This window comes from Mycolicibacterium frederiksbergense (assembly GCF_012223425.1).
Classification (GTDB): domain Bacteria; phylum Actinomycetota; class Actinomycetes; order Mycobacteriales; family Mycobacteriaceae; genus Mycobacterium; species Mycobacterium frederiksbergense.
The window spans coordinates 4,530,145-4,553,749 of sequence record NZ_CP038799.1; the positions used below are offsets into that span (position 1 = coordinate 4,530,145).

Annotated in this window: 21 protein-coding genes; 10 read left to right on the forward strand and 11 right to left on the reverse strand. The window is 66.5% G+C overall.

Translation table 11 applies throughout. The features are described from left to right. The first annotated feature begins 32 nt into the window (after positions 1–32). From tig to clpX, 5 genes are all read left to right on the forward strand, one after another. The gene (gene tig / locus EXE63_RS25040; RefSeq protein WP_168144157.1) at positions 33–1,511 is read left to right on the forward strand and encodes a trigger factor; all 1,479 of its coding nucleotides are present in this window, start codon (positions 33–35) and stop codon (positions 1,509–1,511) included. A 117-nt stretch (positions 1,512–1,628) separates the two neighbouring features. Then, positions 1,629–2,228: an ATP-dependent Clp protease proteolytic subunit gene (locus tag EXE63_RS25045; RefSeq protein ID WP_168145762.1), complete on the forward strand. Its 600-nt coding sequence runs from the start codon at positions 1,629–1,631 to the stop codon at positions 2,226–2,228. Then, positions 2,225–2,851, forward strand: coding sequence for an ATP-dependent Clp protease proteolytic subunit (locus EXE63_RS25050; RefSeq protein WP_168144158.1), 627 nt, complete (start codon positions 2,225–2,227; stop codon positions 2,849–2,851). The genes EXE63_RS25045 and EXE63_RS25050 overlap by 4 nt, the downstream gene beginning before the upstream one ends. A gap of 135 nt (positions 2,852–2,986) precedes the next feature. Continuing rightward, on the forward strand, positions 2,987–3,292 hold the full coding sequence (locus EXE63_RS25055) for a hypothetical protein (RefSeq protein ID WP_105364088.1): 306 nt from the start codon (positions 2,987–2,989) through the stop codon (positions 3,290–3,292). Between the two features lie 441 nt (positions 3,293–3,733). Further along, positions 3,734–5,014: an ATP-dependent Clp protease ATP-binding subunit ClpX gene (clpX, locus tag EXE63_RS25060; protein WP_168144159.1), complete on the forward strand. Its 1,281-nt coding sequence runs from the start codon at positions 3,734–3,736 to the stop codon at positions 5,012–5,014. 73 nt (positions 5,015–5,087) lie between these two features. Here clpX and fdhD read toward each other — a convergent pair whose 3' ends face one another. Further along, positions 5,088–5,918, reverse strand: a complete 831-nt coding sequence (gene fdhD / locus EXE63_RS25065) for a formate dehydrogenase accessory sulfurtransferase FdhD (protein WP_168144160.1) — start codon at positions 5,916–5,918, stop codon at positions 5,088–5,090. After that, positions 5,911–8,232, reverse strand: a complete 2,322-nt coding sequence (locus tag EXE63_RS25070; protein WP_168144161.1) for an FdhF/YdeP family oxidoreductase — start codon at positions 8,230–8,232, stop codon at positions 5,911–5,913. Before EXE63_RS25070 ends, fdhD begins: the two co-directional genes overlap by 8 nt. A 94-nt stretch (positions 8,233–8,326) precedes the next feature. Between EXE63_RS25070 and EXE63_RS25075 the strand changes: the two genes are divergently transcribed. Further along, positions 8,327–9,265: a LysR family transcriptional regulator gene (locus EXE63_RS25075; protein WP_168144162.1), complete on the forward strand. Its 939-nt coding sequence runs from the start codon at positions 8,327–8,329 to the stop codon at positions 9,263–9,265. 50 nt (positions 9,266–9,315) lie between these two features. Here the strand turns inward: EXE63_RS25075 and EXE63_RS25080 are convergent, their stop codons facing one another. Continuing rightward, on the reverse strand, positions 9,316–10,395 hold the full coding sequence (locus EXE63_RS25080) for a YncE family protein (protein ID WP_168144163.1): 1,080 nt from the start codon (positions 10,393–10,395) through the stop codon (positions 9,316–9,318). Positions 10,396–10,570: 175 nt separating this feature from the next. Between EXE63_RS25080 and EXE63_RS25085 the strand changes: the two genes are divergently transcribed. Together EXE63_RS25085 and EXE63_RS25090 are read left to right on the forward strand one after the other, a co-directional pair. Continuing rightward, the gene (locus EXE63_RS25085) at positions 10,571–12,745 is read left to right on the forward strand and encodes a glutamine synthetase III family protein (RefSeq protein ID WP_168144164.1); all 2,175 of its coding nucleotides are present in this window, start codon (positions 10,571–10,573) and stop codon (positions 12,743–12,745) included. A 183-nt stretch (positions 12,746–12,928) separates the two neighbouring features. Further along, the gene (locus EXE63_RS25090) at positions 12,929–13,288 is read left to right on the forward strand and encodes a carboxymuconolactone decarboxylase family protein (RefSeq protein WP_168144165.1); all 360 of its coding nucleotides are present in this window, start codon (positions 12,929–12,931) and stop codon (positions 13,286–13,288) included. Positions 13,289–13,292: 4 nt separating this feature from the next. Here EXE63_RS25090 and EXE63_RS25095 read toward each other — a convergent pair whose 3' ends face one another. After that, positions 13,293–13,988, reverse strand: a complete 696-nt coding sequence (locus EXE63_RS25095; protein WP_168145763.1) for a peroxiredoxin — start codon at positions 13,986–13,988, stop codon at positions 13,293–13,295. Positions 13,989–14,273: 285 nt separating this feature from the next. Between EXE63_RS25095 and trxA the strand changes: the two genes are divergently transcribed. Both trxA and EXE63_RS33680 read left to right on the forward strand, forming a co-directional pair. Next, on the forward strand, positions 14,274–14,636 hold the full coding sequence (trxA, locus tag EXE63_RS25100; RefSeq protein ID WP_168144166.1) for a thioredoxin: 363 nt from the start codon (positions 14,274–14,276) through the stop codon (positions 14,634–14,636). A gap of 29 nt (positions 14,637–14,665) precedes the next feature. Beyond that, positions 14,666–14,824: a DUF8730 family Cys-rich protein gene (locus EXE63_RS33680; protein WP_494546309.1), complete on the forward strand. Its 159-nt coding sequence runs from the start codon at positions 14,666–14,668 to the stop codon at positions 14,822–14,824. A 28-nt stretch (positions 14,825–14,852) separates the two neighbouring features. Here the strand turns inward: EXE63_RS33680 and EXE63_RS25105 are convergent, their stop codons facing one another. From EXE63_RS25105 to iolC, 7 genes are all read right to left on the reverse strand, one after another. Beyond that, positions 14,853–16,490, reverse strand: a complete 1,638-nt coding sequence (locus EXE63_RS25105; RefSeq protein WP_168145764.1) for a fatty acyl-AMP ligase — start codon at positions 16,488–16,490, stop codon at positions 14,853–14,855. 257 nt (positions 16,491–16,747) lie between these two features. After that, on the reverse strand, positions 16,748–17,791 hold the full coding sequence (locus EXE63_RS25110) for a Gfo/Idh/MocA family protein (RefSeq protein ID WP_168144167.1): 1,044 nt from the start codon (positions 17,789–17,791) through the stop codon (positions 16,748–16,750). A gap of 19 nt (positions 17,792–17,810) precedes the next feature. Continuing rightward, positions 17,811–18,716 (reverse strand): sugar phosphate isomerase/epimerase family protein, encoded by a 906-nt coding sequence (locus EXE63_RS25115; protein ID WP_168144168.1) that lies wholly within the window; start codon positions 18,714–18,716, stop codon positions 17,811–17,813. Positions 18,717–18,728: 12 nt separating this feature from the next. Next, positions 18,729–20,693 (reverse strand): 3D-(3,5/4)-trihydroxycyclohexane-1,2-dione acylhydrolase (decyclizing), encoded by a 1,965-nt coding sequence (gene iolD, locus EXE63_RS25120; RefSeq protein WP_168144169.1) that lies wholly within the window; start codon positions 20,691–20,693, stop codon positions 18,729–18,731. Between the two features lie 2 nt (positions 20,694–20,695). Next, a complete protein-coding gene (iolB, locus tag EXE63_RS25125; RefSeq protein ID WP_168144170.1) occupies positions 20,696–21,565 on the reverse strand; it encodes a 5-deoxy-glucuronate isomerase in 870 nt (289 codons plus the stop codon). A 2-nt stretch (positions 21,566–21,567) separates the two neighbouring features. Further along, positions 21,568–22,464 (reverse strand): Cgl0159 family (beta/alpha)8-fold protein, encoded by an 897-nt coding sequence (locus EXE63_RS25130; protein ID WP_168144171.1) that lies wholly within the window; start codon positions 22,462–22,464, stop codon positions 21,568–21,570. Next, the gene (gene iolC, locus EXE63_RS25135; RefSeq protein WP_168144172.1) at positions 22,457–23,473 is read right to left on the reverse strand and encodes a 5-dehydro-2-deoxygluconokinase; all 1,017 of its coding nucleotides are present in this window, start codon (positions 23,471–23,473) and stop codon (positions 22,457–22,459) included. The genes EXE63_RS25130 and iolC overlap by 8 nt, the downstream gene beginning before the upstream one ends. Positions 23,474–23,605 lie beyond the last annotated feature (132 nt).

The window sequence follows — 23,605 nt, forward strand, 5'->3', positions numbered from 1 at the left end:
TATCGAGAACCACACATACAAGGAGTAACGCAGTGAAGAGCACCGTCGAGAAGTTGAGCCCGACCCGGGTTCGGATCAACGTGGAGGTGCCCTTCACCGAGTTGGAGCCCGACTTCGATCGCGCGTTCAAGCAGATGGCCACCCAGGTCCGGCTGCCCGGCTTCCGTCCCGGCAAGGCCCCCCGCAAGCTCCTCGAAGCCCGCATCGGCCGCGGCGCCGTCCTGGAGCAGGTCGTCAACGACGCGCTGCCCAGCCGCTACAGCGAGGCCGTCAGCGCCGCCGAACTGCAGCCCCTCGGCCAGCCCGAGATCGAGGTCACCAAGCTCGAGGACAACGAGGAACTGGTCTTCACCGCCGAGGTGGACATCCGTCCCGACATCGAGCTGCCCGATCTGAGCGCGCTGAAGATCACCGTCGATCCGATCGAGGTCGGCGACGATGAGGTCGACACCGAGCTGCAGAACCTGCGCGCCCGCTTCGGCACCCTGACCGGTGTCGAGCGTCCCGCCGCCGAGGGCGACTTCGTCTCCATCGATCTGTCGGCCACTGTCGACGGCGAGGACGTGCCCGAGGCCGCCACCGAGGGCCTGTCCCATGAGATCGGCTCCGGCCAGCTCATCGAGGGCCTCGATGAGGCGATCGTCGGCCTGAAGGTCGACGAGAGCAAGACCTTCACCACCACCCTGGCCGCCGGCGAGCATGCCGGTAAGGAGGCCGAGGTCACCGTCACCGTGAAGTCGGTCAAGGAGCGCGAGCTGCCCGAGGCCGATGACGAGTTCGCGCAGCTGGCAAGCGAATTCGACACCATCGCCGAGCTGAAGGAAAGCCTCGTCGAGCAGGTCAGCCGGGTCAAGCGCATCCAGCAGGCCGAGCAGATCCGCGACAAGGCGCTCGAGGTGCTCCTCGATGACGTCGAGGTGCCCCTGCCCGAGGCGATCGTGAAGGCTCAGGTCGACGACGCCCTGCACAACGCGATCCACGGCCTCGAGCACGACGAGGACAAGTTCAACGAGCAGCTGACCGAGCAGGGCAGCAGCCGTGAAGAGTTCGACGCCGACAACCAGAGCAATGCCGAGAAGGCCGTCAAGACCCAGCTGTTGATGGACGCTGTCGCCGACAAGCTGGACATCCAGGTCGGCCAGGGCGACCTGACCGAGCGTCTGGTGCTGATGTCGCGTCAGTACGGCATCGAGCCGCAGCAGCTGCTGCAGGTGCTGCAGCAGAACAACCAGCTGCCGGCGATGTTCGCCGATGTGCGCCGCGGCCTGACGATCGCCGCGGTGGTGCACAGCGCGACCGTCACCGACACCGACGGCAATGTCATCGACACCGCCGAGTTCTTCGGACCGGCCGGTGACGCCGAGGCCGACGCGGCCGCCGAGGCCCCGGCCGAGGTCGAAGCCGATGACGCCGACGACGAGGCCGAGAAGAAGGCCAAGAAGGCGGAGAAGAAGGCGAAGAAGAAGGCCGAGAAGAAGGCCGACGCCGAGGAAGCCGACAGCGCGGAGTGACGCCGCGCGCGTGACGCTGTGAGCGAAAGCGCGCGTTTCAGGGAGTGCACGGTCGCGCCGGTTGGTTAGTGTTCGTGTGTACGTAGACGAGAAAGCAGGTATTCAGTCGTGACTGAGATGCGATCGGGCGCGTCGGGGCTCAACCTCATCGACTCGGTGTATGAGCGGTTGCTCGCCGAGCGCATCATCTTCCTGGGAACCCAGGTCGATGACGACATCGCCAACCGGCTGTGCGCGCAGATTCTGCTGCTGGCCGCGGAGGATCCCACCAAGGACATCCACCTGTACATCAACTCGCCGGGCGGCTCGGTGACCGCGGGCATGGCCATTTACGACACCATGGTGTTGGCGCCGTGCGACGTGGCCACCTACGCGATGGGCCTGGCCGCGTCGATGGGCGAGTTCCTGCTCGCCGCCGGCACCAAGGGCAAGCGTTACGCCCTGCCGCACGCGCGGATCATGATGCACCAGCCGTCGGCGGGTATCGGCGGTAGCGCCGCTGACATCGCCATCCAGGCCGAGCAGTTCGCCCTGACCAAGAAGGAGATGAACCGGCTCAACGCCGAGTTCACCGGTCAGACCCTGGAGCGGGTGGAAGCCGACGCCGATCGCGACCGTTGGTTCACCGCGCCCGAGGCACTCGAATACGGCTTTGTCGACCACATCATCACGAGCGTCAGCGTCAACGGTGAGGGACCAGGAGCAGGAATCAAATGAACCCGATGCAGTCGCGCTACATCTTGCCGTCGTTCATCGAGCACTCCAGCTTCGGCGTCAAGGAATCGAACCCGTACAACAAGCTGTTCGAGGAACGCATCATCTTCCTCGGTGTGCAGGTCGACGATGCCTCGGCCAACGACATCATGGCCCAGCTGCTGGTCCTTGAGTCCCTGGATCCCGACCGCGACATCACCATGTACATCAACTCGCCCGGTGGTTCGTTCACCTCGCTGATGGCGATCTACGACACCATGCAGTACGTGCGTGCCGACATCCAGACCGTCTGCCTCGGGCAGGCCGCGTCGGCCGCCGCCGTGCTGCTGGCCGCCGGCACCCCGGGCAAGCGCATGGCTCTGCCGAACGCGCGGGTGCTGATCCATCAGCCCGCCGTGGGCGGCGCCATCCAGGGGCAGGTCTCGGATCTGGAGATCCAGGCCGCCGAGATCGAGCGCATGCGCACCCTGATGGACACCACGCTCGCGCGGCACACCAACAAGGAACCCGCGCAGATCCGCAAGGACACCGACCGCGACAAGATCCTCACCGCGGCCGAGGCCATGGATTACGGGATCATCGACACGGTTCTGGCCTACCGGAAGCTTTCGGCGCAGAACGCATAGTCACCAGCGCACACACTCGACCCCGGTTCGCCTTCGCGAGCTGGGGTCGAGTTTTTGTCGTTCGCGTCAAAATGCGTCGCCGGACCGGTACGCGTGCGATTCTTGTTGCGTCGGGAAACTCCGAGGGAGACGACTATGACCACGCACAGACGCCGGGCGATGCTCGGTGCGTTCTTGTTCTCTGCCGGGCTGTGCACTCAGATCGCCGCACCGGCCATCAGCCTGGCCGAGGATCCGGTGTGCCCGTACGGGATGTACTGGAACCCGGTGGTGGTGCAATGCCTGCCGATCGGCGTGAACCCCGTCGTCGGTCCGGCCGGCCCGATCGGTGTGGGCGGCGTCGTCGGACCGGTCGGTGTCGGGCCCGTGGGCCCAGGGCCGGTGGGCCCGGGCCCGATCGGCCCAGGGCCGGTGGGCCCCGGGGGACTGGGTCCGCGCTAGCGATTCCGAATACCGGCCGGGCACCCGGCTGAGAGTCCGGACCGTCACGTACGGGTACCGGCGTACCCGCGCACGCTTTCAGCGCGCCGGGGGGAGGGCCCGATCTGTATCGACACCCGATTGGGCTCGCGTCGCGCGCACGGCTATTGCCGCGGCCGCCGGCTGGGGCCGCCAGGTACTGTGGAAGCCGGTGCACATCGGATCCGACCAGGTGGTCAAGACCGCAATCCCGTCACGACGACGACACGCCAGGGACACGGACCGCGTGCCGCCGGGTGGTAGGCCACCAGGAGAGATATGTTCTCCTGCACGCGAACAAATACCACCGACGCGATTCGGCCCTTCGGTCGCACCGTGACGGAACGAACGGGTAGCGTCGGGTTCACACCCGGGGCAACCCACATTTGAGTGACAGCCAAACAGGAAGTAGGACCCCCCCACATGGCTCGCATCGGAGACGGCGGTGACCTGCTGAAGTGCTCGTTCTGTGGGAAGAGCCAAAAGCAGGTGAAGAAGCTCATCGCTGGGCCGGGCGTCTACATCTGCGATGAGTGCATCGATCTGTGCAACGAGATCATCGAGGAGGAGCTGGCTGACGCCGACGACGTCAAGCTGGACGAACTCCCCAAGCCCGCCGAGATCCGCGAGTTCCTCGAGGGTTACGTGATCGGACAGGACACCGCGAAGAAGACACTCGCGGTCGCCGTCTACAACCACTACAAGCGCATCCAGGCCCAGGAGAAGAGCCGCGACTCGCGTGTCGAGCCCGTCGAGCTGGCCAAGTCCAACATTCTGATGCTCGGCCCGACCGGCTGCGGCAAGACCTACCTGGCGCAGACGCTGGCCAAGATGCTCAACGTCCCCTTCGCCATCGCCGATGCCACCGCGCTCACCGAGGCCGGCTACGTGGGTGAGGACGTCGAGAACATCCTGCTCAAGCTGATTCAGGCCGCCGACTACGACGTGAAGCGCGCCGAGACCGGCATCATCTACATCGACGAGGTCGACAAGATCGCCCGCAAGAGCGAGAACCCCTCGATCACCCGTGACGTCTCCGGTGAGGGTGTGCAGCAGGCGCTGCTCAAGATCCTGGAAGGTACCCAGGCGTCGGTGCCCCCGCAGGGCGGGCGCAAGCATCCGCACCAGGAGTTCATCCAGATCGACACCACGAACGTGCTGTTCATCGTGGCGGGTGCGTTCGCGGGCCTGGAGCGGATCGTGTCGGACCGCGTCGGCAAGCGCGGCCTGGGCTTCGGTGCCGAGGTGAAGTCGAAGGCCGAGATCGACACCCAGGACCATTTCGCCGAGGTCATGCCCGAGGATCTGATCAAGTTCGGTCTGATCCCCGAGTTCATCGGCCGTCTGCCGGTGGTCGCCTCGGTGACCAACCTGGACAAGGAATCGCTGGTTCAGATCCTGTCGACGCCGAAGAACGCACTGGTCAAGCAGTACACCCGGTTGTTCGAGATGGACGGTGTCGAGCTGGAGATGACACCGGAGGCCCTGGACGCGATCGCCGATCAGGCCATCCACCGCGGTACCGGTGCCCGTGGCCTGCGCGCCATCATGGAAGAGGTCCTGCAGCCGGCGATGTACGACATCCCCAGCCGCGACGACGTCGCCAAGGTCGTCGTCACCAGGGAGACCGTGCAGGACAACGTGCTCCCGACGATCGTGCCGCGCAAGCCCCCGCGCAACGAGCGCCGCGACAAGACCGCATAGGTCACGCTTCAAATAGACGAAATGGCTGTTCTTCCCTCGGGGAGAACAGCCATTTCGTCTATCTCGACCATGCTCAGGTCCGGCGGCGGACCCGGTCGGGCCGGCTGTAGACGTTCATCGAGTCGCCGCGCAGGAATGCCACCAGCGTCAGACCGGACTGCGCGGCCAGATCCACCGCCAGCGACGACGGTGCTGATACCGCCGCCAGCAGCGGTATCCCGGCCATCACCGCCTTCTGCGTCAGCTCGAAGGAGGCCCGCCCGCTGACCAGCAGCACCGTGCCGGTCAGCGGCACCCGGCCGGACTCCAGCGCCCAGCCGATCACCTTGTCCACGGCGTTGTGTCTGCCGATGTCCTCACGTACCACCAATGCGGTGCCGTGCGCGTCGAACAGGGCGGCGCCGTGCAGTCCGCCGGTGGCCGCGAACACCTTCTGCCGGTCGCGCAGCTTGTCGGGCAGCGCGGAAAGCATGTCGGCGTCGACGACCAGCGGATCGTCGCCGGGGGCGTGCTTGCTGCTCAGCCGCACCGCGTCCAGCGAGGACTTGCCGCACACCCCACACGAGGACGTCGTGTAGAAATTGCGGGTGACATCCACGTCCGGCATCGGGACACCTTGCGCCAACGTCACGTCCAGCACGTTGTAGGTGTTGAAACCGTCCGGCCCCGCACCGCTGCAGTACTGCACCGCGGCGATGTCTTCGCGCCGGGACACGAGTCCCTCGGTGAGCAGAAACCCCTGGGCCAGTTCGACATCGGAGCCGGGGGTGCGCATCGTCACGGTCAGTGGCGTGCCGTTGACACGGATCTCCAGCGGTTCCTCGACGGCCAGCGTCTCGGGACGGGCGACGGCGTCGGCGGCGGTCACATGCTGCGCGCGGCGACGTGCGGTGACCCTACCCATCTTCGTCTCCCGTGGCTGGGCTCGCCAGGGCGGGTGTTTCCAGTCGGATCACCACGGCCTTGGACACCGGTGTGTTCGACCGTGCGGCAACGTGATCCAACGGGACCAGCGGATTGGTTTCCGGGTAGTACGCCGCGGCGTTACCGGCCGGGGTGGCATAGGCCACCACTCGGAAGTCCTTCGCCCGGCGCTCCTGGCCGCCGAACTCCGAGACCAGGTCGACGCGGTCACCGTCGTGCAGGCCGAGGTCGGCGATGTCGCCGGGGTTCACGAACACCACCCGGCGTCCGCCCTTGACCCCGCGGTAGCGGTCATCGAGCCCGTAGATGGTGGTGTTGTACTGGTCGTGGCTGCGCAAGGTCTGCAGGATCAGCCGCCCGGGCGGTACCGGAACCCATTCCAGCGGGCACACCGAGAAGTTGGCCTTGCCGGTGGTGGTGTGGAATTCGCGGGAGTCCCGCGGTGGGTGGGGGAGCTGGAAGCCATCGGGTTGGCGCACCCGGGCGTTGTAGTCGGTGCAGCCCGGCACCACGTCGGCGATGGCGTCGCGGATGCGGTCGTAGTCGGCGTTGAACGCTTCCCACTCGACCGGATGGTCGGGGCCCAGCAGGGTGCGGGCCAGCTGGCAGACGATGGCCACCTCGCTGCGCAACTGGTCACTGGCCGGGGTGAGGCTGCCGCGGGACAGGTGCACCATCGACATCGAATCCTCCACGGAAACCAGCTGCTTGCCCGACTCCTGGATGTCGCGGTCGGTGCGGCCCAGGGTCGGCAGGATCAGCGCGGTCCGACCGTGCACCAGATGGCTGCGATTGAGCTTCGTCGAGATCTGCACGGTGAGAGCGCAATTGCGTAGCGCGGCCTCGGTGACCTCGGTGTCGGGGGTGGCCGAGACGAAGTTCCCGCCCATCCCGATGAAGGTCTTGGCGTGCCCGTCGCGCATCGCACGGATGGCGTCGACGGTGTCGTGGCCGTGCGTGCGGGGGCTGGTGATGCCGAATCGTGAATCGAGCGCCGCGAGAAACGATTCGGGCATCTTCTCCCAGATCCCCATGGTGCGGTCGCCCTGCACGTTGGAATGCCCGCGCACCGGGCACACCCCGGCACCCCGTTTGCCGATCATGCCGCGCATGAGCAGCAGGTTGGTGGCCTCCCCGATGGTGGCCACCGCGTGCCGATGCTGGGTCAGACCCATCGCCCAACAGATCACCGTCCGCTCGGAGCGGATCAGAATGTCGGCGACCCGGCGCAGCTGGGCCTCGTCGATACCGGTCGCCTCCAGCACCGTGGCGAGATCGACTGCCCGGGCTTGGCGTTCGTAGTCGTCGAACCCCGCGCAATGGGTGTCGACGAACGGCCGGTCGACCACGGTCCCGGGTGCGCGGTCCTCGGCTTCGAACAACAGCCGGCCCAGCCCGGCGAACAGCGCCATGTCGCCGCCGATCCGGATCTGCACGAACTCGTCGGCAACCGGGATGCCGTCGCCGATCACGCCGTGCACCTTCTGCGGATCCTTGAACCGGATCAGTCCGGCCTCGGGCAACGGGTTGACCGCGATGACGGTGGCGCCGTTGGCCTTCGCCTTCTCCAGCGTCGACAACATCCGCGGATGGTTGGTACCCGGGTTCTGTCCGGCGATCAGGATCACGTCGGCGTGCGCCACATCGTCGACCGTGACCGAGCCCTTGCCGATGCCGATGGAGTCCGTCAGCGCGGTGCCCGAGGATTCGTGGCACATGTTCGAACAGTCCGGCAGGTTGTTGGTGCCGAAGCTGCGGACCAGCAGTTGGTACAGGAAGGCGGCCTCATTGCTGGTGCGCCCGGAGGTGTAGAACAGCGCCTCGTCGGGGGAGGCCAGATCGTTGAGGTGATCGGCGATCAGCCGGTAGGCGTCGTCCCACTCGATGGGTTCGTAGTGGGTGGCACCGGGACGCAACACCATCGGATGGGTGAGCCGGCCCTGCTGGGAGAGCCAGTACTCGGGCTTCTGGGACAGCTCTGCCACCGAGTGGCGGGCGAAGAAATCGGTGGTGACGGTGCGCTTGGTGGCCTCCTCGGCGACGGCCTTGGCGCCGTTCTCGCAGAACTCGGCGAGCTTGCGGCCGCCGTGCTCCTCAGGCCAGGCGCAGCCGGGGCAGTCGAAACCGTGCCGCTGGTTCAGCCTGGCCAGAGTGGCGGCCGTGCGCAGCGGACCCATCTCGGCGAGGCCGCGCCGCAGGCTGACCATGACCGCCTTGACGCCGGCCGCCTCGTGTTTCGCGCCGCTGACGGTGACATCGCGCTCGTCATAGCTCGCATCGACATCCTTGGCCATATCTTCCAGGCTAACCGTCGCCGGCCGACGGGCGTGCCGATCGGGCGCGGTGCGTATTTGCCATTTCACATGCAGTGATAGACGGTATCTATCGATGGCAAGTGATGTCCTGCTCCAGCACCTGGATTACCTGCTGGCACTCGCGGCCGAACGCCACTTCGGGCGGGCCGCCGCGCGCTGTCATGTCAGCCAACCGACGCTGTCGGTGGCGATCCGCCGCCTGGAGAAAGATCTGGGCATCGTCATCGTGCAGCGCGGTCACCGCTTCGAGGGTTTCACCGAGGAGGGGCGCCGCGTCGTGACGTGGGCCCAGCGGATCATCGCCGAACGCGATGAGATGCTCGCCGATCTGGAACGCATGCGGGGCAGGCTGACGGTGACCGCCCGGCTGGGCGCCATCCCGACCGCGATCCCCGCAAGCCCGTTCATCACCACCGATTTCCTGCGCCGCAACCCGGCCGCCTCGGTGCGCATCGAGGCACTGTCATCACGCGAGATCGCCCGGCAGCTGGCCGATTTCGAGATCGATGCCGGGTTGACCTATCTCGACGATGAGGCGCCGCCGGGGACGCGTGCGGTCGAGCTGTACCGGGAGCAGTACGTCCTGGTGGCCCCCGCCGACAGCTCGCTGATGGGCGAACCGGAAGTGGCCTGGTCGGATGCGGCGGCACTGGAATTGTGTGTCCTGACCACCACGATGCGGAACCGGCGCATCCTGGACGCCAACATGGCCGCCGAGGGCGTTCAGTACCGCCCCGTCGTGGAGGCCTCGTCGGTCGACGCGCTCTATGCCCACATCGCCCATTCGCGACGAGCGACCATCGCGTCCACGGCGTGGTTGCCGCGGCTCGGAGTGCCGGCGGGTTTCGCGGCGCGGCCGATGGTCCAGCACGGGCCCCGGCCGGCGATCGGACTCGTCGTGCTCGATCGGGCACCGGCGTCGATCGTCGCGGCCGCCCTGGTCGAGGTCGCCGGGGCAGTGGACCTCGGCACCCACATCGACCGCGCGTGGGACGCCGCTCGGCTCGGATAGATCAGGGGCCACGGGTGCCGGTGTCGCCATCGCAGTGGTCGGTGGGTGCGCTACCGGGGCTCGACGATCTGGACCACGCCTGCCGTCACACCGGCGATGAACAGCCGGCCGGTGTCCGCGTCGACACCGAGCGTGTAGGGATTCTGGACGGTCGCGATGCGGTCCACCTCACGGGGCGTCGGCTCCGCCATGTCGTAGCCGACGACCTCGTTGGTGCCCGAGGACGCCACCCACAGCCGGTCGCGGGCCGGGTCGTAGGCGATTCCATACGGTCCGCCGGGCTGGGTGATCTCGGCGATCTGCCGGGGTTCGGTGTCGAACACCCGGATCGCGTCGCCCCGGGTGTCGGTGGCGATGTAGCGGCCGTGCTTGTCCGCCACGAGGTGGGTCGGTCCCTGACCCGCCGGGGTCGACCCCTTGATCGTCAGCGCCTCCGCGTCGTACACCGTCAGGTCGTTCTTGCGGACGTCCAGCATGCCCATCAGATTCCCGACGGGAGCCATACCCGCGGGCTGGACACTGTCGGTGAAGACCTTGGCGATGTCCTCGCCGCGCAGCACGGTCACGGTGCCGCCGAGTTCGTTGGCGACGAAAACCGTGCCATTCGGCGCCTCCGCGGCGTCGTGAGGGACGGTGCCGGTGATGATCTGCGGCGCCGCGCGTCCGCCGGGGAGGTCGACCCGCACCAGGGCGTTGGCACTCTCGACGGGGACCAGCACCGGGCCGCCGGGCTTGGCGAGCTGCAGATGCCGGACGAACCCCGGCAGTGGGACGCGCATCGTGGCGGTGCCGCTGTCGGCGTCGATGAGGACGAGTTCGTTGGGGTTGCGCTTGGCCACGGCGACGGTGCGGGTCTTTGCGTCGACGACGACACCCTCGGGCGCAGCGCCGACGCGGAGTTGGCGGCCGGGCAGCCCCGCTGCCGGTGCCGGCGCCCGCTGGGGTTCGGCGGGCGGCGGCAGGCCGTCGACCGGCGGGCGGGTGCCCTCGGTCGGAACGCCGGTCGGCAGCAGGCCGGTGGTGGTCGCGCTCGCGGGTGGAGTGCCGGCGCTCGGACCAGGCTTTTCTGCCGGTTGCGCGCAGCCCGCGACGGTCAGGACCAGTACCACGGCGAAAACACGGTCTCGCATGGTCAGGGGCTACCCATCTGAGCGACTTTGACCCACTGTTCGGCCGCCGCGACCGAGGAATTCACCCGCATTCCGCTGTTGACGCCGGCGTAACAAGTTCGGCATCCATTGTTCCTATCGTTGGCCGGTCAACGTCCGTCGAGTAGCTGGCGGACCGCAGTGCAAAGGAATTCCATTGAGCGGAAATTCGGTACGCCTCCAGGCGATCAACAGCGTCGAGGCCTACGTGCCCCCTCCCATCAGTTTTGATCCAGGCGAGGCCCCCGGGGAGATCTTCGGTACCAACGTCTTCACGCTGGCCGAGATGCGGCTGCGCCTGCCCAAGTCGGTCTACAAGTCCATGGTCGCGACGATGGAGAAGGGCGCCAAGCTGGATCCGGCGATCGCCGACTCGGTCGCCTCGGTGATGAAGGACTGGGCGCTGTCGAGGGGTGCCACCCACTACGCGCACGTCTTCTACCCGATGACAGGGCTGACCGCTGAGAAGCACGACAGCTTCCTCGACCCGGTGGGCGACGGAACCACGTTGGCCGAGTTCGCCGGCAAGACCCTGCTCCAGGGTGAACCCGACGCGTCGAGCTTCCCGTCGGGCGGTCTGCGCAGCACCTTCGAGGCGCGCGGGTACACCGGATGGGATATCACCAGTCCCGCTTACATTCTGGAGAACCCGAACGGCAATACCCTGTGTATCCCGACGGTGTTCGTCTCGATGACCGGCGAGGCGCTGGACTACAAGACGCCGCTGTTGCGTAGCCAGCAGGCCATGGGCGCCCAGGCCGAGCGCATCCTGAAGCTGTTCGGCCACACGAACTTTGACAACATCGTGTCGTTCTGCGGCCCCGAGCAGGAGTACTTCCTGGTCGATCGGCACTTCTTCCTGTCACGGCCTGACCTCATCAACGCCGGCCGCACACTCTTCGGCGCGAAGCCGCCCAAGGGTCAGGAGTTCGACGACCATTACTTCGGTGCCATCCCGGACCGTGTGCTGGCCTTCATGATGGACACCGAGCGTGAGCTGTTCAAGCTCGGCATCCCGGCCAAGACCCGGCACAACGAGGTCGCCCCCGGGCAGTTCGAGATCGCGCCGATGTTCGAGCGGGCCAATATCGCCGCCGACCATCAGCAGCTGCTGATGACGATGTTCAAGACGATCGCCAAGAAGCACGGCATGGAGTGTCTGTTCCACGAGAAGCCGTTCGCCGGCGTCAACGGCTCCGGCAAGCACGTCAACTTCTCGCTGGGCAACTCGCAATTCGGCAGCCTGCTGGTGCCCGGTGACACCCCGCATGAGAACGCGCAGTTCCTGGTCTTCTGTGCCGCGGTGATCCGTGCGGTGCACAAGTTCTCCGGGCTGTTGCGGGTCTCGGTGGCATCGGCCACCAACGATCACCGCCTCGGCGCCAACGAAGCCCCGCCGGCGATCATCTCGATCTTCCTCGGCGACCAGCTGGCCGACGTGTTCGAGCAGATCGCCAAGGGCGCGGCCACGTCCTCCAAGGGCAAGGGCAGCATGATCATCGGTTGCGACACCCTCCCGGTGCTGCCGACCGATCCGGGCGATCGGAACCGCACCAGCCCGTTCGCGTTCACCGGCAACCGATTCGAGTTCCGGGCGCCGGGTTCGGGCCAGACGATCAACGTTCCGATGATCATCCTGAACACGATCATGGCCGACTCGCTGGACTACATGGCCACCGAGTTGGAGAAGGCCGTCGAGGGTGGCACCGAGTTCGACGCCGCCGTGCAGACGCTGCTGACCGACATCATCACCGAGCACGGCGCGGTCGTGTTCAATGGCGACGGCTACTCGGAGAATTGGCAGATCGAAGCTGCCGAGCGTGGTCTGCCGAACCTCAAGACCACCCTGGACGCGATCCCGGAGCTCATCAAGCCGGAGGCGATCGAGGTCTTCGAAAAGTACGGTGTGTTCAGCGAGCGCGAGCTGGAGAGCCGCGTCGAGGTCCGGTACGAGATGTACGCGCTGACGGTCGCCGTCGAGGCCAAGCTGGCTCTGGAGATCGGTTCGACCGTGATCCTGCCTGCCGCGGTGCGATACCAGACCGAGCTGGCGCAGAACGTGGCATCGCTCAAGGCGGCCGGCGTCGAGCCGGATCTCACACTGCTGCAGATGGTTTCCGAACCCATCGGTGCCCTCACCGCAGCCTTGGCCACCCTCAAGGAGGGGCTGTCGCATCACGCGGACAGTGCCACCGAGGAAGCCAAGCACGCCCAGTCGGCGTTGCTGCCCGCGATGGAAGCCGTGCGGGCTGCGGCGGACACCCTGGAGAGCATGGTGGCCGACGATCTCTGGCCGCTGCCCACCTATCAGGAGATGCTCTACATCCTCTGACGCGGCGGCGACATCGGACATCGCCGGGTGCGGGGGTCAGGCCCGTCCGGGGCCTCTGGTGACCTCAGCCCCCGTGCCCGGCGATCATCCGCGCGACGTGCATTCCGGCGTCGCCTGTACCGCGGCGGTATCAGGGACTTAAGTCTCTGCTGCTGCGTGCCCCGCGCGGCATACGTTGGGCGCATGGGAGATCACGATCATCACGCCGCTGTTCTTGCCGAATTGAAGCCGCAGCATCGCGCGTTGCGTCAGATGATTCCAGAGGTCTACGACGGTTTCGGCGCGTTGAGTCGAGCGGCGCTGGGCGCCGGCGCGATCGATGCCAAGACCAAGGAATTGATCGCGATGGTGATCGGCGTCGTACAGGGTTGCGACGGCTGCATCGCCTCGCACGCACGTGGAGCTGTCCGCGCGGGTGCCACCAAGCAGGAGGCGGCCGAGGTCATCGGTGTGAGCATCATGATGCATGGCGGACCGGCCACCATCTACGGTGCGCGCGCCTACGCGGCATTCTGCGAGTTCGACGAGGCGGGTGATGGATAGCCGCTCACTTCGTGTCCTTCACCCGGATGGCCGCCTCGACCTCGTCGGCTGAGATCTCCTTGGTGCAGAAGAACCAGTCCTCGCACGTGACGCCCTCGTTGTGGCCGTCCATGCGTTCCTTGGCAGTGCCGCACGAGCCGGCAGGCGGAACGATGACGGGTTCGCCCGGGCGCCAGTCGGCGGGTGTGGCAACCGAGAAGTGGTCGGCGGTCTGCAGGGCCTTGATGACGCGTAACAACTCGTCGAAGTTGCGGCCGAGGCTCAGCGGATAGTAGATGACGGTCCGGATTCTGCCCTCGGGGTCGATGACGAAGACTGCCCGTACCGCCTTGGTCGAATCCTCGCCGGGCATGATCATTCCGTACAGTTCGGCGATCTTCATCGATGTGTCTTCGATCAGCGGGAACGTGACCTCGACGTTCTTCATGTCGCGGAAGGCAATCTTCTCCTTGATCGTTCGCAGCCAGGCGATGTGGCTGTAGAGCCCGTCCACCGACAGCCCGACCAGCTCGGTGTTGTAGGCGGCGAACTCCTGCTGCATCGATGCGAACGTCATGAACTCGCTCGTGCAGACCGGGGTGAAGTCGGCGGGATGGGAGAAGAAGATGACCCATCTACCCGCGTAGTCGGCGGGGAAGGTGATGTCGCCCTGGGTCGTCACGGCGGTGAAGGCCGGAGCCGGGTCGCCGATTCGCGGCATGCCCGGCGCGGCGGGCGTGGTGGGAGAGTCAATATCGGTGCTGGTCATGGTAATTCAGTCCACTTTCTTTGATGTCCCCGGGTGACGGACCGTCGCCAGGAAGGCCATATATACAGTGGGGGGTATATCAGTCTCCATCGTACACATACCCCTGGGGGTACATGCAAGCGCGGAATATTTGTGTATTCCCGTGCCGTTGATATACCCGTAGGGGTATAAATGAGTGTCGGCGTGAACCCGGCACATCGACGACGCCACCAGGCGTACCGAGGAAGGGAAACCGCGATGTCAACCACGACCATGACCACTGCCGATTTCGAGACCACCGTTGCCGAAAATCCGATCGTGCTCGTCGACTTCTGGGCATCTTGGTGCGGCCCGTGCCGCGCCTTCGCCCCGGTCTTCGAACGCTCGTCGCAGTCCCATCCTGAGGTGGTGCACGCCAAGGTCGATACCGAAGCACAGCAGCAACTTGCCGCTGCTCTGGAGATCCAGGCGATCCCCACGATCATGGCGTTCCGCGACGGAATCCTCGTCTACCGCCAACCCGGCGCCATGCCGGCCCCCGCCCTGGAGGATCTCATCACCAGGGTCAAGGCTCTCGATATGGACGACGTCCGCACCAAGATCGCCGCCTCGACACCCTAGCCGAATCTCAGATCAGCCAAGGAGAACCCATGTGCTACCCAGAGAAATGCCCGAAGTGCGGCAAGACAGGCTGGGCCGGCTGTGGCCAGCACGTCGACGATGTGATGCGTTCGGTGCCCGCAGGGCAACGATGCACCTGCGGGCCTGATGCCGCACCGCAACCCCGTGCCCGCTGGTGGCGCCGGTGATCACTTTGCGGTGATCTGAGCGCAAACGTCAGCCGACGAGTGCGGCAGACGACGCCCGGCGCAGCTTGCCCGACGGCGTCTTCGGGATCGAACCCGGTCCCAGCACCGCCACGTTGCGTGGCCGCATGTCGACCTCGGTGACGACCTCGTGTGCGACCTCGTGTTTGATCCGGCGGACCGCGGCGGCATCGTCGAAATCGTTGGATTCGACCACGACGGCGAATGTTTCACGGGCCTCCCCGGCATCCAGTCGCACCGCGACCGCGCACCCTGGGCGCACACCCCGGACTCGGCTCGCGGCCCGCTCGATGTCGGTGGGGTAAATGTTGCGACCTGCCATGATGATCACGTCCTTCACCCGGCCGCAGACCACCAGATTGCCGGTCTCGGTGAGGTACCCGAGATCGCCGGTGTCATACCACCCTTGGGCATTTCGGGCCCCGACGAATCCGCCCGTGGTGAGGTAGCCGCTCGTCACGGGCCCGCCGCGCAGTTCGATCACGCCAACACCGCGCGCCGCCATCAGGTCACCGGTCTCGCCGACGATGCGGGCCTCGAGTCCGTCCAGCAAGGGGCCGAGGCAGGCCAGTCTGGTGGTTCTGCTGCTGTTGTTCGCCGGAACCGCCTGCCGCAGCACGGCCAGCAGATCGGTGTCGACCTCGTCGACCACAAGCCCACCGCCACACTCCGAGAAAGACACCGCGACAGTGGTTTCGGCCATTCCGTAGGCAGGTAGTACCGCTTCCGGGCGCAGCCCGAAGGGTTTGCCCACTTCGATGAGTTCTTCGACGTCCGCCGGTTCCACGTGTTCGGACCCGGACAGTGCCCAGCGCAGGCTGGAGAGGTCGAAGTCACCGACTCTCGCCTGTCTGCGGAGCCGCTTGGCGAGCAGGGCGTACGCAAAGTTGGGCGCCGCGGTCATCGTGCCCGCGTACTTGTCGATGAGCCTCGGCCACAGCAGGATGTCGGTGAGGAAGTCCATCGGCGTGATCTTGACCAGTTCGGCGCCGAAATACATCGGTACCGTGAGGAATCCGGTCATGCCCATATCGTGGAACAGTGGCAGCCAGCTCACGATCACGTCGGTGTCGGTATTGACCTCTGCCCCGACGAACATCGCATCGGCGTTGGCGACCAGGTTGTCGTGGGTGATCTGGACCGCCTTGGGCGACCCTGTCGAGCCGGATGTCAGCTGCAGCAATGCGATGTCGTTGCCGGTGGTGCGGACCGGTTCGATGCCGTCTGCGGCCAGCAACTCGGCCACCGTCAGGACCGTGACGCCATGCTCTTCCAAGATGGGAACGGCCGCCATGAAGGGCTCGGAGACGATGACGGTCTTGGCTGCGATCATGTCGATGACGCTGATGGTGTCCAGGGCCCACGAGACCAGGTCGGTCCGTGGCGTCGGCTGGTGCAGCATCGTGATGCTGGCACCGCGCATCCACAGTCCCTGTGCGGTGGGCGCAATCTCCACCGGCGCGCCCGCCAGCACGCCGACAGCGTCGCCGTGCCCGACGCCCGCGGCGGCGAGGCCGCCGGCGACCCGGCGCGCGCGGTCGTGGATTTCACGCCAGGTGTGGCGGACCGGGTGGTCGGGTTCGCCCGTCACCATCCCGTTGACGCTCCACTGAGCGTTCGCAAACATGTTGTCCGTAAAGCGGCTCACGACAATCCTCCGGATCAGGGCGCACATCCCGAGGTCCGGGGGATAGGCGTAGGCCAGCCAGCTCATTCTAGGGCCGGGTCGCCGCATGCGGGGTGTCGATCGCCGTTGTGTCGATGAACGCGAAGGGTGGGTGGGTCGAGGTCGCTGTTCAGACGAGTTGGGGTGCGGACACGGATCCTCCTCGATCGCGAGCGTGCGCCATGTCCTCCCACACGCCGCGTGTCGGCTTCAGACACGCACGCTCGCGGGAAAGTAGGTCAGGCCCCGGTGATGGATGCGCGATCCACCATCGCGACCTCGACGGGCAGGCCGCTGTTCAGCGATTTCACGCCGGCCTCGCAGACCGCGGCCGCGGCGTAACCGTCCCAGGCGCTCGGACCGTCGACGTAATTGGTGGCGGAGTCACCGCCTTTTACACCGGCCAGTACCGCGTCCACCCAGCGCTGGAACTCGGTGTCGTAGGCCTGCCCGAAGCGCTCACGGAAACCGGGGGTGATCTGGCCTCCGCGGGTGCCGTCGCTGCGTGAGCGGACCAGGTTCACGTCCAGGCCGATCATGGCGCTGCCCTTCTCGGCCACGACCTCGGTGCGCACCTCGTAGGCGACCCCGGTGGTGACGAAGAGCTCGACGTCCACGTGCCGACCCGATGCCGTGCGCAGGATGGCGATCTGCGGGTCGGCAAGACCTTCCGGCGCACCGGGATTGGCCGACGGTCTGATGATCTGGATCGAGACAATCTCCTCGTCGAACAGGAACCGCGTCACGTCGACCTCATGCACCAGCGAATCGCGGACCACCATGGCGCTGTCGAATCCGTTCGGCACGGTGGGATTGCGGTGTGCGCAGTGCAGGACCAGTGCGCGGCCCAGGTCCCCCGAGTCCAGCAGCGCCTTCAGCTGCGTGTACTCGTGGTCGAAGCGCCGCATGAAACCGACCTGGATGAGCCGCTTACCCAGCTCTGCCTCGCGCTTGACGACCTCCAGGGAGGTGGCCACATCGGTGGTCAACGGTTTCTCGCACAGCACGGGTTTGCCGTGTTCCAGGCAGGCCAGTAGCTGCTTCTCATGCGTCGGGCCGGGCGTGGCCAGCACCACCGCGTCGACCTCGGGGTCGGCGATGGCGTCGAGCGGGTCGCCGATCGCGCGGCAGCCGTCGATGCCTGCCGCGATCTGTTCGGCCTTCTCGGTGACATAGTCGTTCACGACAACAACCCGGGCTCCCGAGATCCGGCTGGTCAGGCGGGCGACGTGATCGGCGCCCATGATGCCGACACCAAGAACGGCCACACGCAAATCGGACATGTCGTGAACTCCTACAGATCTAGGTGAAACGAACGGAGGGAACGCCACACGAGCCCAGGTATGTCTGGGTGCGCTTGGCGATGGGCAGGGGCGCGTCGACCTCACACGGGTACATGTCCTGCTCCACGATCGCGAACACATCGATGCCGAGCTTCTCGATCTCGGCCAGCAGCGGCGGCATCTCCGGAATGCCCAGCGGCGGTTCGGTCATCGCGCCCAGCTTCACGGCCTCGCCGAAGGGCAGATCCTCCGCCTCGACCTTGGCGCGCACCTCGGGGTCGACCTGTTTGAGGTGCAGATAGCCGATGCGCTCCGGGGCGCGCCGGATGATCGCGATGTTGTCGCCGCCGCAGTAGCTGATGTGCCCGGTGTCCAGGCACAGATTGACGAACCGGCCGTCGGTGCCGTCGAGGAAGCGGTACACGTTCTCTTCGGTGTCGACGTGGCTGTCGGCATGCGGATGGTATTGCGCACGCACGCCGTACTTCTCGAACATGGCCTTGCCCAGTTCGTTCATGCCCTGGGTCTTCTTGCGCCACTGCTCGGGCGTCAGGTTGCGGTCCTCCAACACCGCGCCGGTGGCCGGGTCACGCCACATCTCGGGGATGACGACGACGTGCTTGCCACCCACGGCGGCCGTCAGCTTGGCCACGTCCTCGATCTGGCTCCACACGGCATCCCAACTGTCATCTTGATGCAAGTGCTCGAACACCGTGCCGGCCGACAGCTTCAGGTTGCGCTTCGCGAGCTCATCGGAGAGTTGCTTCGGGTCGGTGGGCAGGTAGCCGAACGGGCCCAGTTCGATCCACTGGTAACCGGATTCGGCGACCTCGTCCAGAAAGTGGTTGTACGGGGTCTGCTGCGGATCGTCGGGGAACCAGACGCCCCAGGAGTCGGGTGCGGAGCCCACGAGAATTGACGACATCGAACGTTCCCTTCAGCGGTCGGACGAGAAGTGCTCAGACGGGCGCAGAAGAGGCCGTTGCACCTTCTTCCAGTCCGAATACCGTTGGTAGGCATCTTGTGTGGAGGCCAGTGTCGATACTTGACTGACCGGGACGTCCCACCAGGAGAAGCTGTCCGGGGCGTAGATCCGCGGGTCGGTCTCCACGTAGATGACCGTGGTGACGTCGGCGGACTTGGCGACCTTGACCGCGTCGGCGAATTCGGCTGCGGTGGCCACCTTGATGACATCGGCACCCAGGCTGGCGGCGTTGGCGGCCAGATCGACCGGCAGCTTGTCGCCGTCGAGTCGGCCATCGGCACTGCGGTAGCGGTAGGCGGTGCCGAACCGCTGTGAGCCGAGGGATTCCGAAAGCCCGCCGATGGAAGCGAATCCGTGGTTCTGCACCAACACCGGGATCACCTTGATGCCTTCCTGCACCGCCGTAGCGATCTCGGTGGCCATCATCAGGTACGAGCCGTCCCCGACCATGATGAACACATCGCGGTCCGGTGCGCCCATCCGGACCCCGATACCACCGGCGATCTCGTAGCCCATGCAGGAGAAGCCGTACTCGACGTGGTAGCCCTTGCGGTCCCGGGTGCGCCACAGCTTGTGCAGATCACCGGGCATCGAACCGGCCGCGCACACCACCACATCGCGCGGGTCGGACAGCGTGTTGATCAGGCCGATGACCTGACTCTGGTTCAGCTGGACGCCGTCCTCGGTGGCGTAGACGGAGGACACGGTGTCGTCCCATTCTTTTGCGAGTTCGGTTACCCGGGAGCGGTATTCGTCGCTCACGCGGTAATCGGACAAGGCGGGCGCCAGTGCCTCGAGCGCCTCGCGCGCGTCGGAGACCACGCTGATGCCGCCCTGCTTGACCGAGTCCAGCGAGGCGACGTTGATGTTCACGAACCGCACATCCGGGTTGTTGAACGCCGTGCGTGAAGCGGACGTGAAATCGCTGTAGCGGGTGCCGATCCCGATGATCACGTCGGCCTCTGCGGCCAGCGCGTTGGCGGCGGTGGTGCCGGTCGAACCGATAGCGCCGACACTCTGCGGGTGGTCGTAGCGCAGCGAGCCCTTACCGGCCTGACTCTCCGCGACCGGGATCCCGGTCTGCTCGCAGAACGTGGCCAGCGCCTCTTCGGCGAATGCGTAGTGCAGTCCGCCGCCGGCCACGATCAGCGGTTTGCCGGCGGAGGCGATGACCTCGGCGGCCCTGGCGATCACCGAGCGTTCGGGTAGCGGACGGGCGATGTGCCAGGTGCGTTCGGCGAACAGTGATTCCGGCCAGTCGTGCGCCTCGGCCTGCACATCCTGCGGGATGGACACCGTCGCCGCGCCGGTCTCGACGGGATCGGTCAGTACCCGCATGGCGCCCAGCAGCGCGGCGGGCAGTTGCTCGGGTCGCCACACCCGGTCGAAATACCGGGACAGCGGCTTGAACGCATCGTTGACGGTGACATCGCCGGAGGCCGGCAGCTCGAGTTCCTGCAGCACCGGGGAGCTGACCCGGGTGGCGAAGGTGTCGGCGGGCAGCAGCAGCACCGGCAGCCGGTTGATCGTCGCCAATGCGGCACCGGTGAGCATGTTGGTCGAGCCGGGGCCGACGCTGGCGGTGACGGCCCAGGTCTGCAGGCGGTCCTTCTGCCGGGCGTAGGCGACGGCGCTGTGCACCATGGCCTGCTCGTTGCGGCCCAGCACGTACTTCAACCCGGGTTCGCGGCCGGCCTGCCGCGACTCGACCTCATCCTGCAGCAGCGCCTGGCCCAGCCCGGCCACGTTGCCGTGCCCGAAGATGCCGAAGCAACCGGCGAAGAATCTGGTGCGCTCACCGTCGTGTTCGACGTACTGGTTGGCCAGGAACCGAATGGTGGCCTGGGCGACGGTGAGTCGCACCGCTGCCTCGTTGGCGGCCAGCTTCTCGCCTCCCTTCGGAGCGGTGGAAACCATGGTCACTCTCCTTGGGTCGTGCGCATCGGCAGGCGCGGATCGATTTCCTGGTGTTCCCAGCTGCTGCGCAGCCAGGTGTGGTCGGGGTTGTCGCAGATCAGCCAGGCGCGATCGGGACCGGACCCGGCCATCACGTTGAGGTAGTACATGTGGTGGCCGGGCGCGGCGATCGATGGCCCGTGATAGCCGTGCGGCACCAGTACGACATCGCCGGAGCGGACCTCTTCGAGCACCTCGATGGGGCGCGCCGGAGTGCCGAACACCCGGTGGTAGCCGAAACCCGGTGTCCCGGCCGGGCTGTCATCGATCTCGAAGTAGTAGATCTCTTCCAGCTGGGTCTCGAACTCGGTGTTCTCGTCGTGCTTGTGGGCGGGATAGCTCGACCAGTTACCGCCGGGCGTGATGACCTCACAGGCGATCAGCGAGTCGGCCTCGAAGGCGGTGGCGGTGCCGAAGTTGTGCACCTGCCTGCTGCAGTTACCGGCGCCGCGCAACTCGACGGGCACGTCGGCCGCGGCGACCCGGCGGTTCGGGAACGGGCGGCCCGCACGCGCACCGCAGATGGCGACGCGGCCGTGCCCGGACAGTGAGTAGGCCTGTTTGATCCCCAGGTAGACCATATCGGCCGGCCCGTCGAAAACCGATGCGCGGGGTGAGAGTTCGAAGGTTTCGCCGTCGCAGGTGACGGTGCCGCCGCCCGACAGCGGCAGGATCATGACCTCGCTGTCACCGGTGCGCCTCGTGACGGACTCGGCATCATCGAGATCGACGACATGCAGGCTGGACTCGGCCCAGCCGGCCGACTCCGGGGTGACGTCGACGGTGTAGGGGGTGACCGCGGTGTTCGCCGGGATGTACCACTTGCTCTTCATGGTCAGCGCACCAGCTTCACGGCGGTTGCCACGGCTCCGGCGACATCGTCATCGTGCGGGTAGAGCAGGGTGCGCCCGACGATCAGGCCGCGCACCGTGGGCAGGGACAGGGCCTTCTCCCAGCTGGCGAACGCCTCGTCGGGGTCGGTGGGATCGCCGCCGAGCAGCAGTGTCGGCATCGTGGTGGATTCCATGACGCGGTCCATCTCGTCGACGACCGGCAACTTCATCCAGGTGTAGGCCGATGTCGAACCCAGCCCCTGACCGATGTGCACGGACTTGATCACGGCATCGGGGGAGAGGTCGTTGCGGACCTTGCCGTCGACCCGCGAGGACATGAACGGCTCCAGCATCGCGATCAGGCCGTTGGCAGCCAGGTCGTCGACGGCCTGGGCGCACGCCGCGAGGGTGGACACCGTGCCGGGATCGTCGAGATCGATGCGGCACAGCATCTTTCCGCCGTTCATCCTGGCCGCTGCGGTGGACGCCGCGGTCGCACCGGTCATCCGGTCGTCCAGCTCGAACGAGGATCCGGCGAGTCCGCCGCGGTTGAACGAGGAGAACACCACCTTGTCCTCCAGCGCCCCGAGCAGCAGCAGGTCGTCGAGGATGTCGGCGGTGGCGAGCACCCCGTCCACACCAGGATCGGCGAGCGCGGCACGCAGCCGGTCCAGCAGATCGATCCGGTTGTTCATCGCCGTCGGGCGCGACCCGACCGCGAGCGCGCCGCGGGCCGGGTGGTCGGCGGCGACGATCATCAGCTGGCCGTCGCCGCGCACGGTGGGCCGGGTGGTGCGGGCCTGCCAGGCCCTGGCCACGGCGGCAGGATCGGCGGCGCGAAGGTTGGTGACGGCTGCGTAGTCGTTGCACAACAGGGGGGATGGGGGCGAGCTAGACATTGACGGCCTCCACAGCGGTCTGTTCGGCGAGATCGGCCACCTCGGCGGCGGTCGGCATCGCGGTCGAGCATTCGAGGCGGGACGCGACGATGGCTCCCGCGGCATTGGCATAGCGCAGCGTCTTCTCCAGTGGCCACCCGCGAAGCAGACCGTGGATGAGGCTGCCGCCGAAGGCGTCTCCGGCGCCGAGGCCGTTGATGACGTCGACCTCGTTCGGCGCGACGGTCACGGAGCTGTGCTTGGTCTTTCCCAGCACGCCGCGCGGGCCCTGCTTGACGATGGCGAGTTCGACGCCGAGGTCGAGCAACGCGTCGGCGGCCTTGTGCGGGCTGGTCTCGCCGACGGCGATCTCGCACTCCTCGCGGTTGCCGACGGCGACGGTGACGTGACCCAGCGCGCGCTGCACCTGCTCGGAGGCCGCAGCCGGCGTCTCCCAGAACATCGGGCGATAGTCGAGGTCCAGCACCGTCAGTGCCTTCCGTGCCGTGTCATTCCCCGTCGCTGCGCTCGCCACGCGCGCCGCCCAGGCGGCGAAATGAGCGCTGCGGCTCGGCTCTTCGGACAGGCCGGTGACCGTCGACCAGTACAGCCGGGCGTCGCGGACGGCGTCCACGTCGATCTCGGCGGCCTCGATCTGCAGATCGGGCGCCGACGGCTTGCGGTAGAAGTACAGCGGGAAGTCGTCGGGCGGAAAGATCTCGCAGAAGGTGACCGGGGTGGGGTACTCGCCGTGGGTGCGCACGTACCGGTTGTCCACTCCGAGTCGAGCGAGCTCGTTGCTGACGAATCGACCGAAGGGATCGTCGCCGGTGCCGGAGATCAGCGCCGTCCGGTTACCCAGGCGGGCGGCCGCAACCGCCACATTTGCTGCACTTCCGCCGAGGAACTTGCCGAACGATTCGACGTTCTCGAGTCCGACGCCGGTCTGCAGGGGGTAGACGTCCACGCCGCTGCGCCCGATGGCGATGACGTCGAACGGTTCCGCGCTGGACGGCCTTTCAAAAGACACTGTGGCTCCCGAAGATGGTGGGCGGGCTCTTCACGTAAAGACTGTGCCTCGCGTCACTCACTCATGTCAATAGTTTGTCCTGACATTCGAACTTTCAGTCATGCTGCTATGGTTCAGCTAATCTGTCTGATC

Coding starts and splice junctions, on each gene's coding strand:
- EXE63_RS25045 (WP_168145762.1), top strand. CDS start 1,629: ATGCGATCGGGCGCGTCGGGGCTCAACCTCATCGACTCGGTGTATGAG.
- EXE63_RS25050 (WP_168144158.1), top strand. CDS start 2,225: ATGAACCCGATGCAGTCGCGCTACATCTTGCCGTCGTTCATCGAGCAC.
- EXE63_RS25055 (WP_105364088.1), top strand. CDS start 2,987: ATGACCACGCACAGACGCCGGGCGATGCTCGGTGCGTTCTTGTTCTCT.
- clpX (WP_168144159.1), top strand. CDS start 3,734: ATGGCTCGCATCGGAGACGGCGGTGACCTGCTGAAGTGCTCGTTCTGT.
- fdhD (WP_168144160.1), bottom strand. CDS start 5,918: ATGGGTAGGGTCACCGCACGTCGCCGCGCGCAGCATGTGACCGCCGCC.
- EXE63_RS25070 (WP_168144161.1), bottom strand. CDS start 8,232: ATGGCCAAGGATGTCGATGCGAGCTATGACGAGCGCGATGTCACCGTC.
- EXE63_RS25075 (WP_168144162.1), top strand. CDS start 8,327: ATGGCAAGTGATGTCCTGCTCCAGCACCTGGATTACCTGCTGGCACTC.
- EXE63_RS25080 (WP_168144163.1), bottom strand. CDS start 10,395: ATGCGAGACCGTGTTTTCGCCGTGGTACTGGTCCTGACCGTCGCGGGC.
- EXE63_RS25090 (WP_168144165.1), top strand. CDS start 12,929: ATGGGAGATCACGATCATCACGCCGCTGTTCTTGCCGAATTGAAGCCG.
- EXE63_RS25095 (WP_168145763.1), bottom strand. CDS start 13,988: ATGCCGCGAATCGGCGACCCGGCTCCGGCCTTCACCGCCGTGACGACC.
- trxA (WP_168144166.1), top strand. CDS start 14,274: ATGTCAACCACGACCATGACCACTGCCGATTTCGAGACCACCGTTGCC.
- EXE63_RS33680 (WP_494546309.1), top strand. CDS start 14,666: ATGTGCTACCCAGAGAAATGCCCGAAGTGCGGCAAGACAGGCTGGGCC.
- EXE63_RS25110 (WP_168144167.1), bottom strand. CDS start 17,791: ATGTCCGATTTGCGTGTGGCCGTTCTTGGTGTCGGCATCATGGGCGCC.
- EXE63_RS25115 (WP_168144168.1), bottom strand. CDS start 18,716: ATGTCGTCAATTCTCGTGGGCTCCGCACCCGACTCCTGGGGCGTCTGG.
- iolD (WP_168144169.1), bottom strand. CDS start 20,693: ATGGTTTCCACCGCTCCGAAGGGAGGCGAGAAGCTGGCCGCCAACGAG.
- iolB (WP_168144170.1), bottom strand. CDS start 21,565: ATGAAGAGCAAGTGGTACATCCCGGCGAACACCGCGGTCACCCCCTAC.
- EXE63_RS25130 (WP_168144171.1), bottom strand. CDS start 22,464: ATGTCTAGCTCGCCCCCATCCCCCCTGTTGTGCAACGACTACGCAGCC.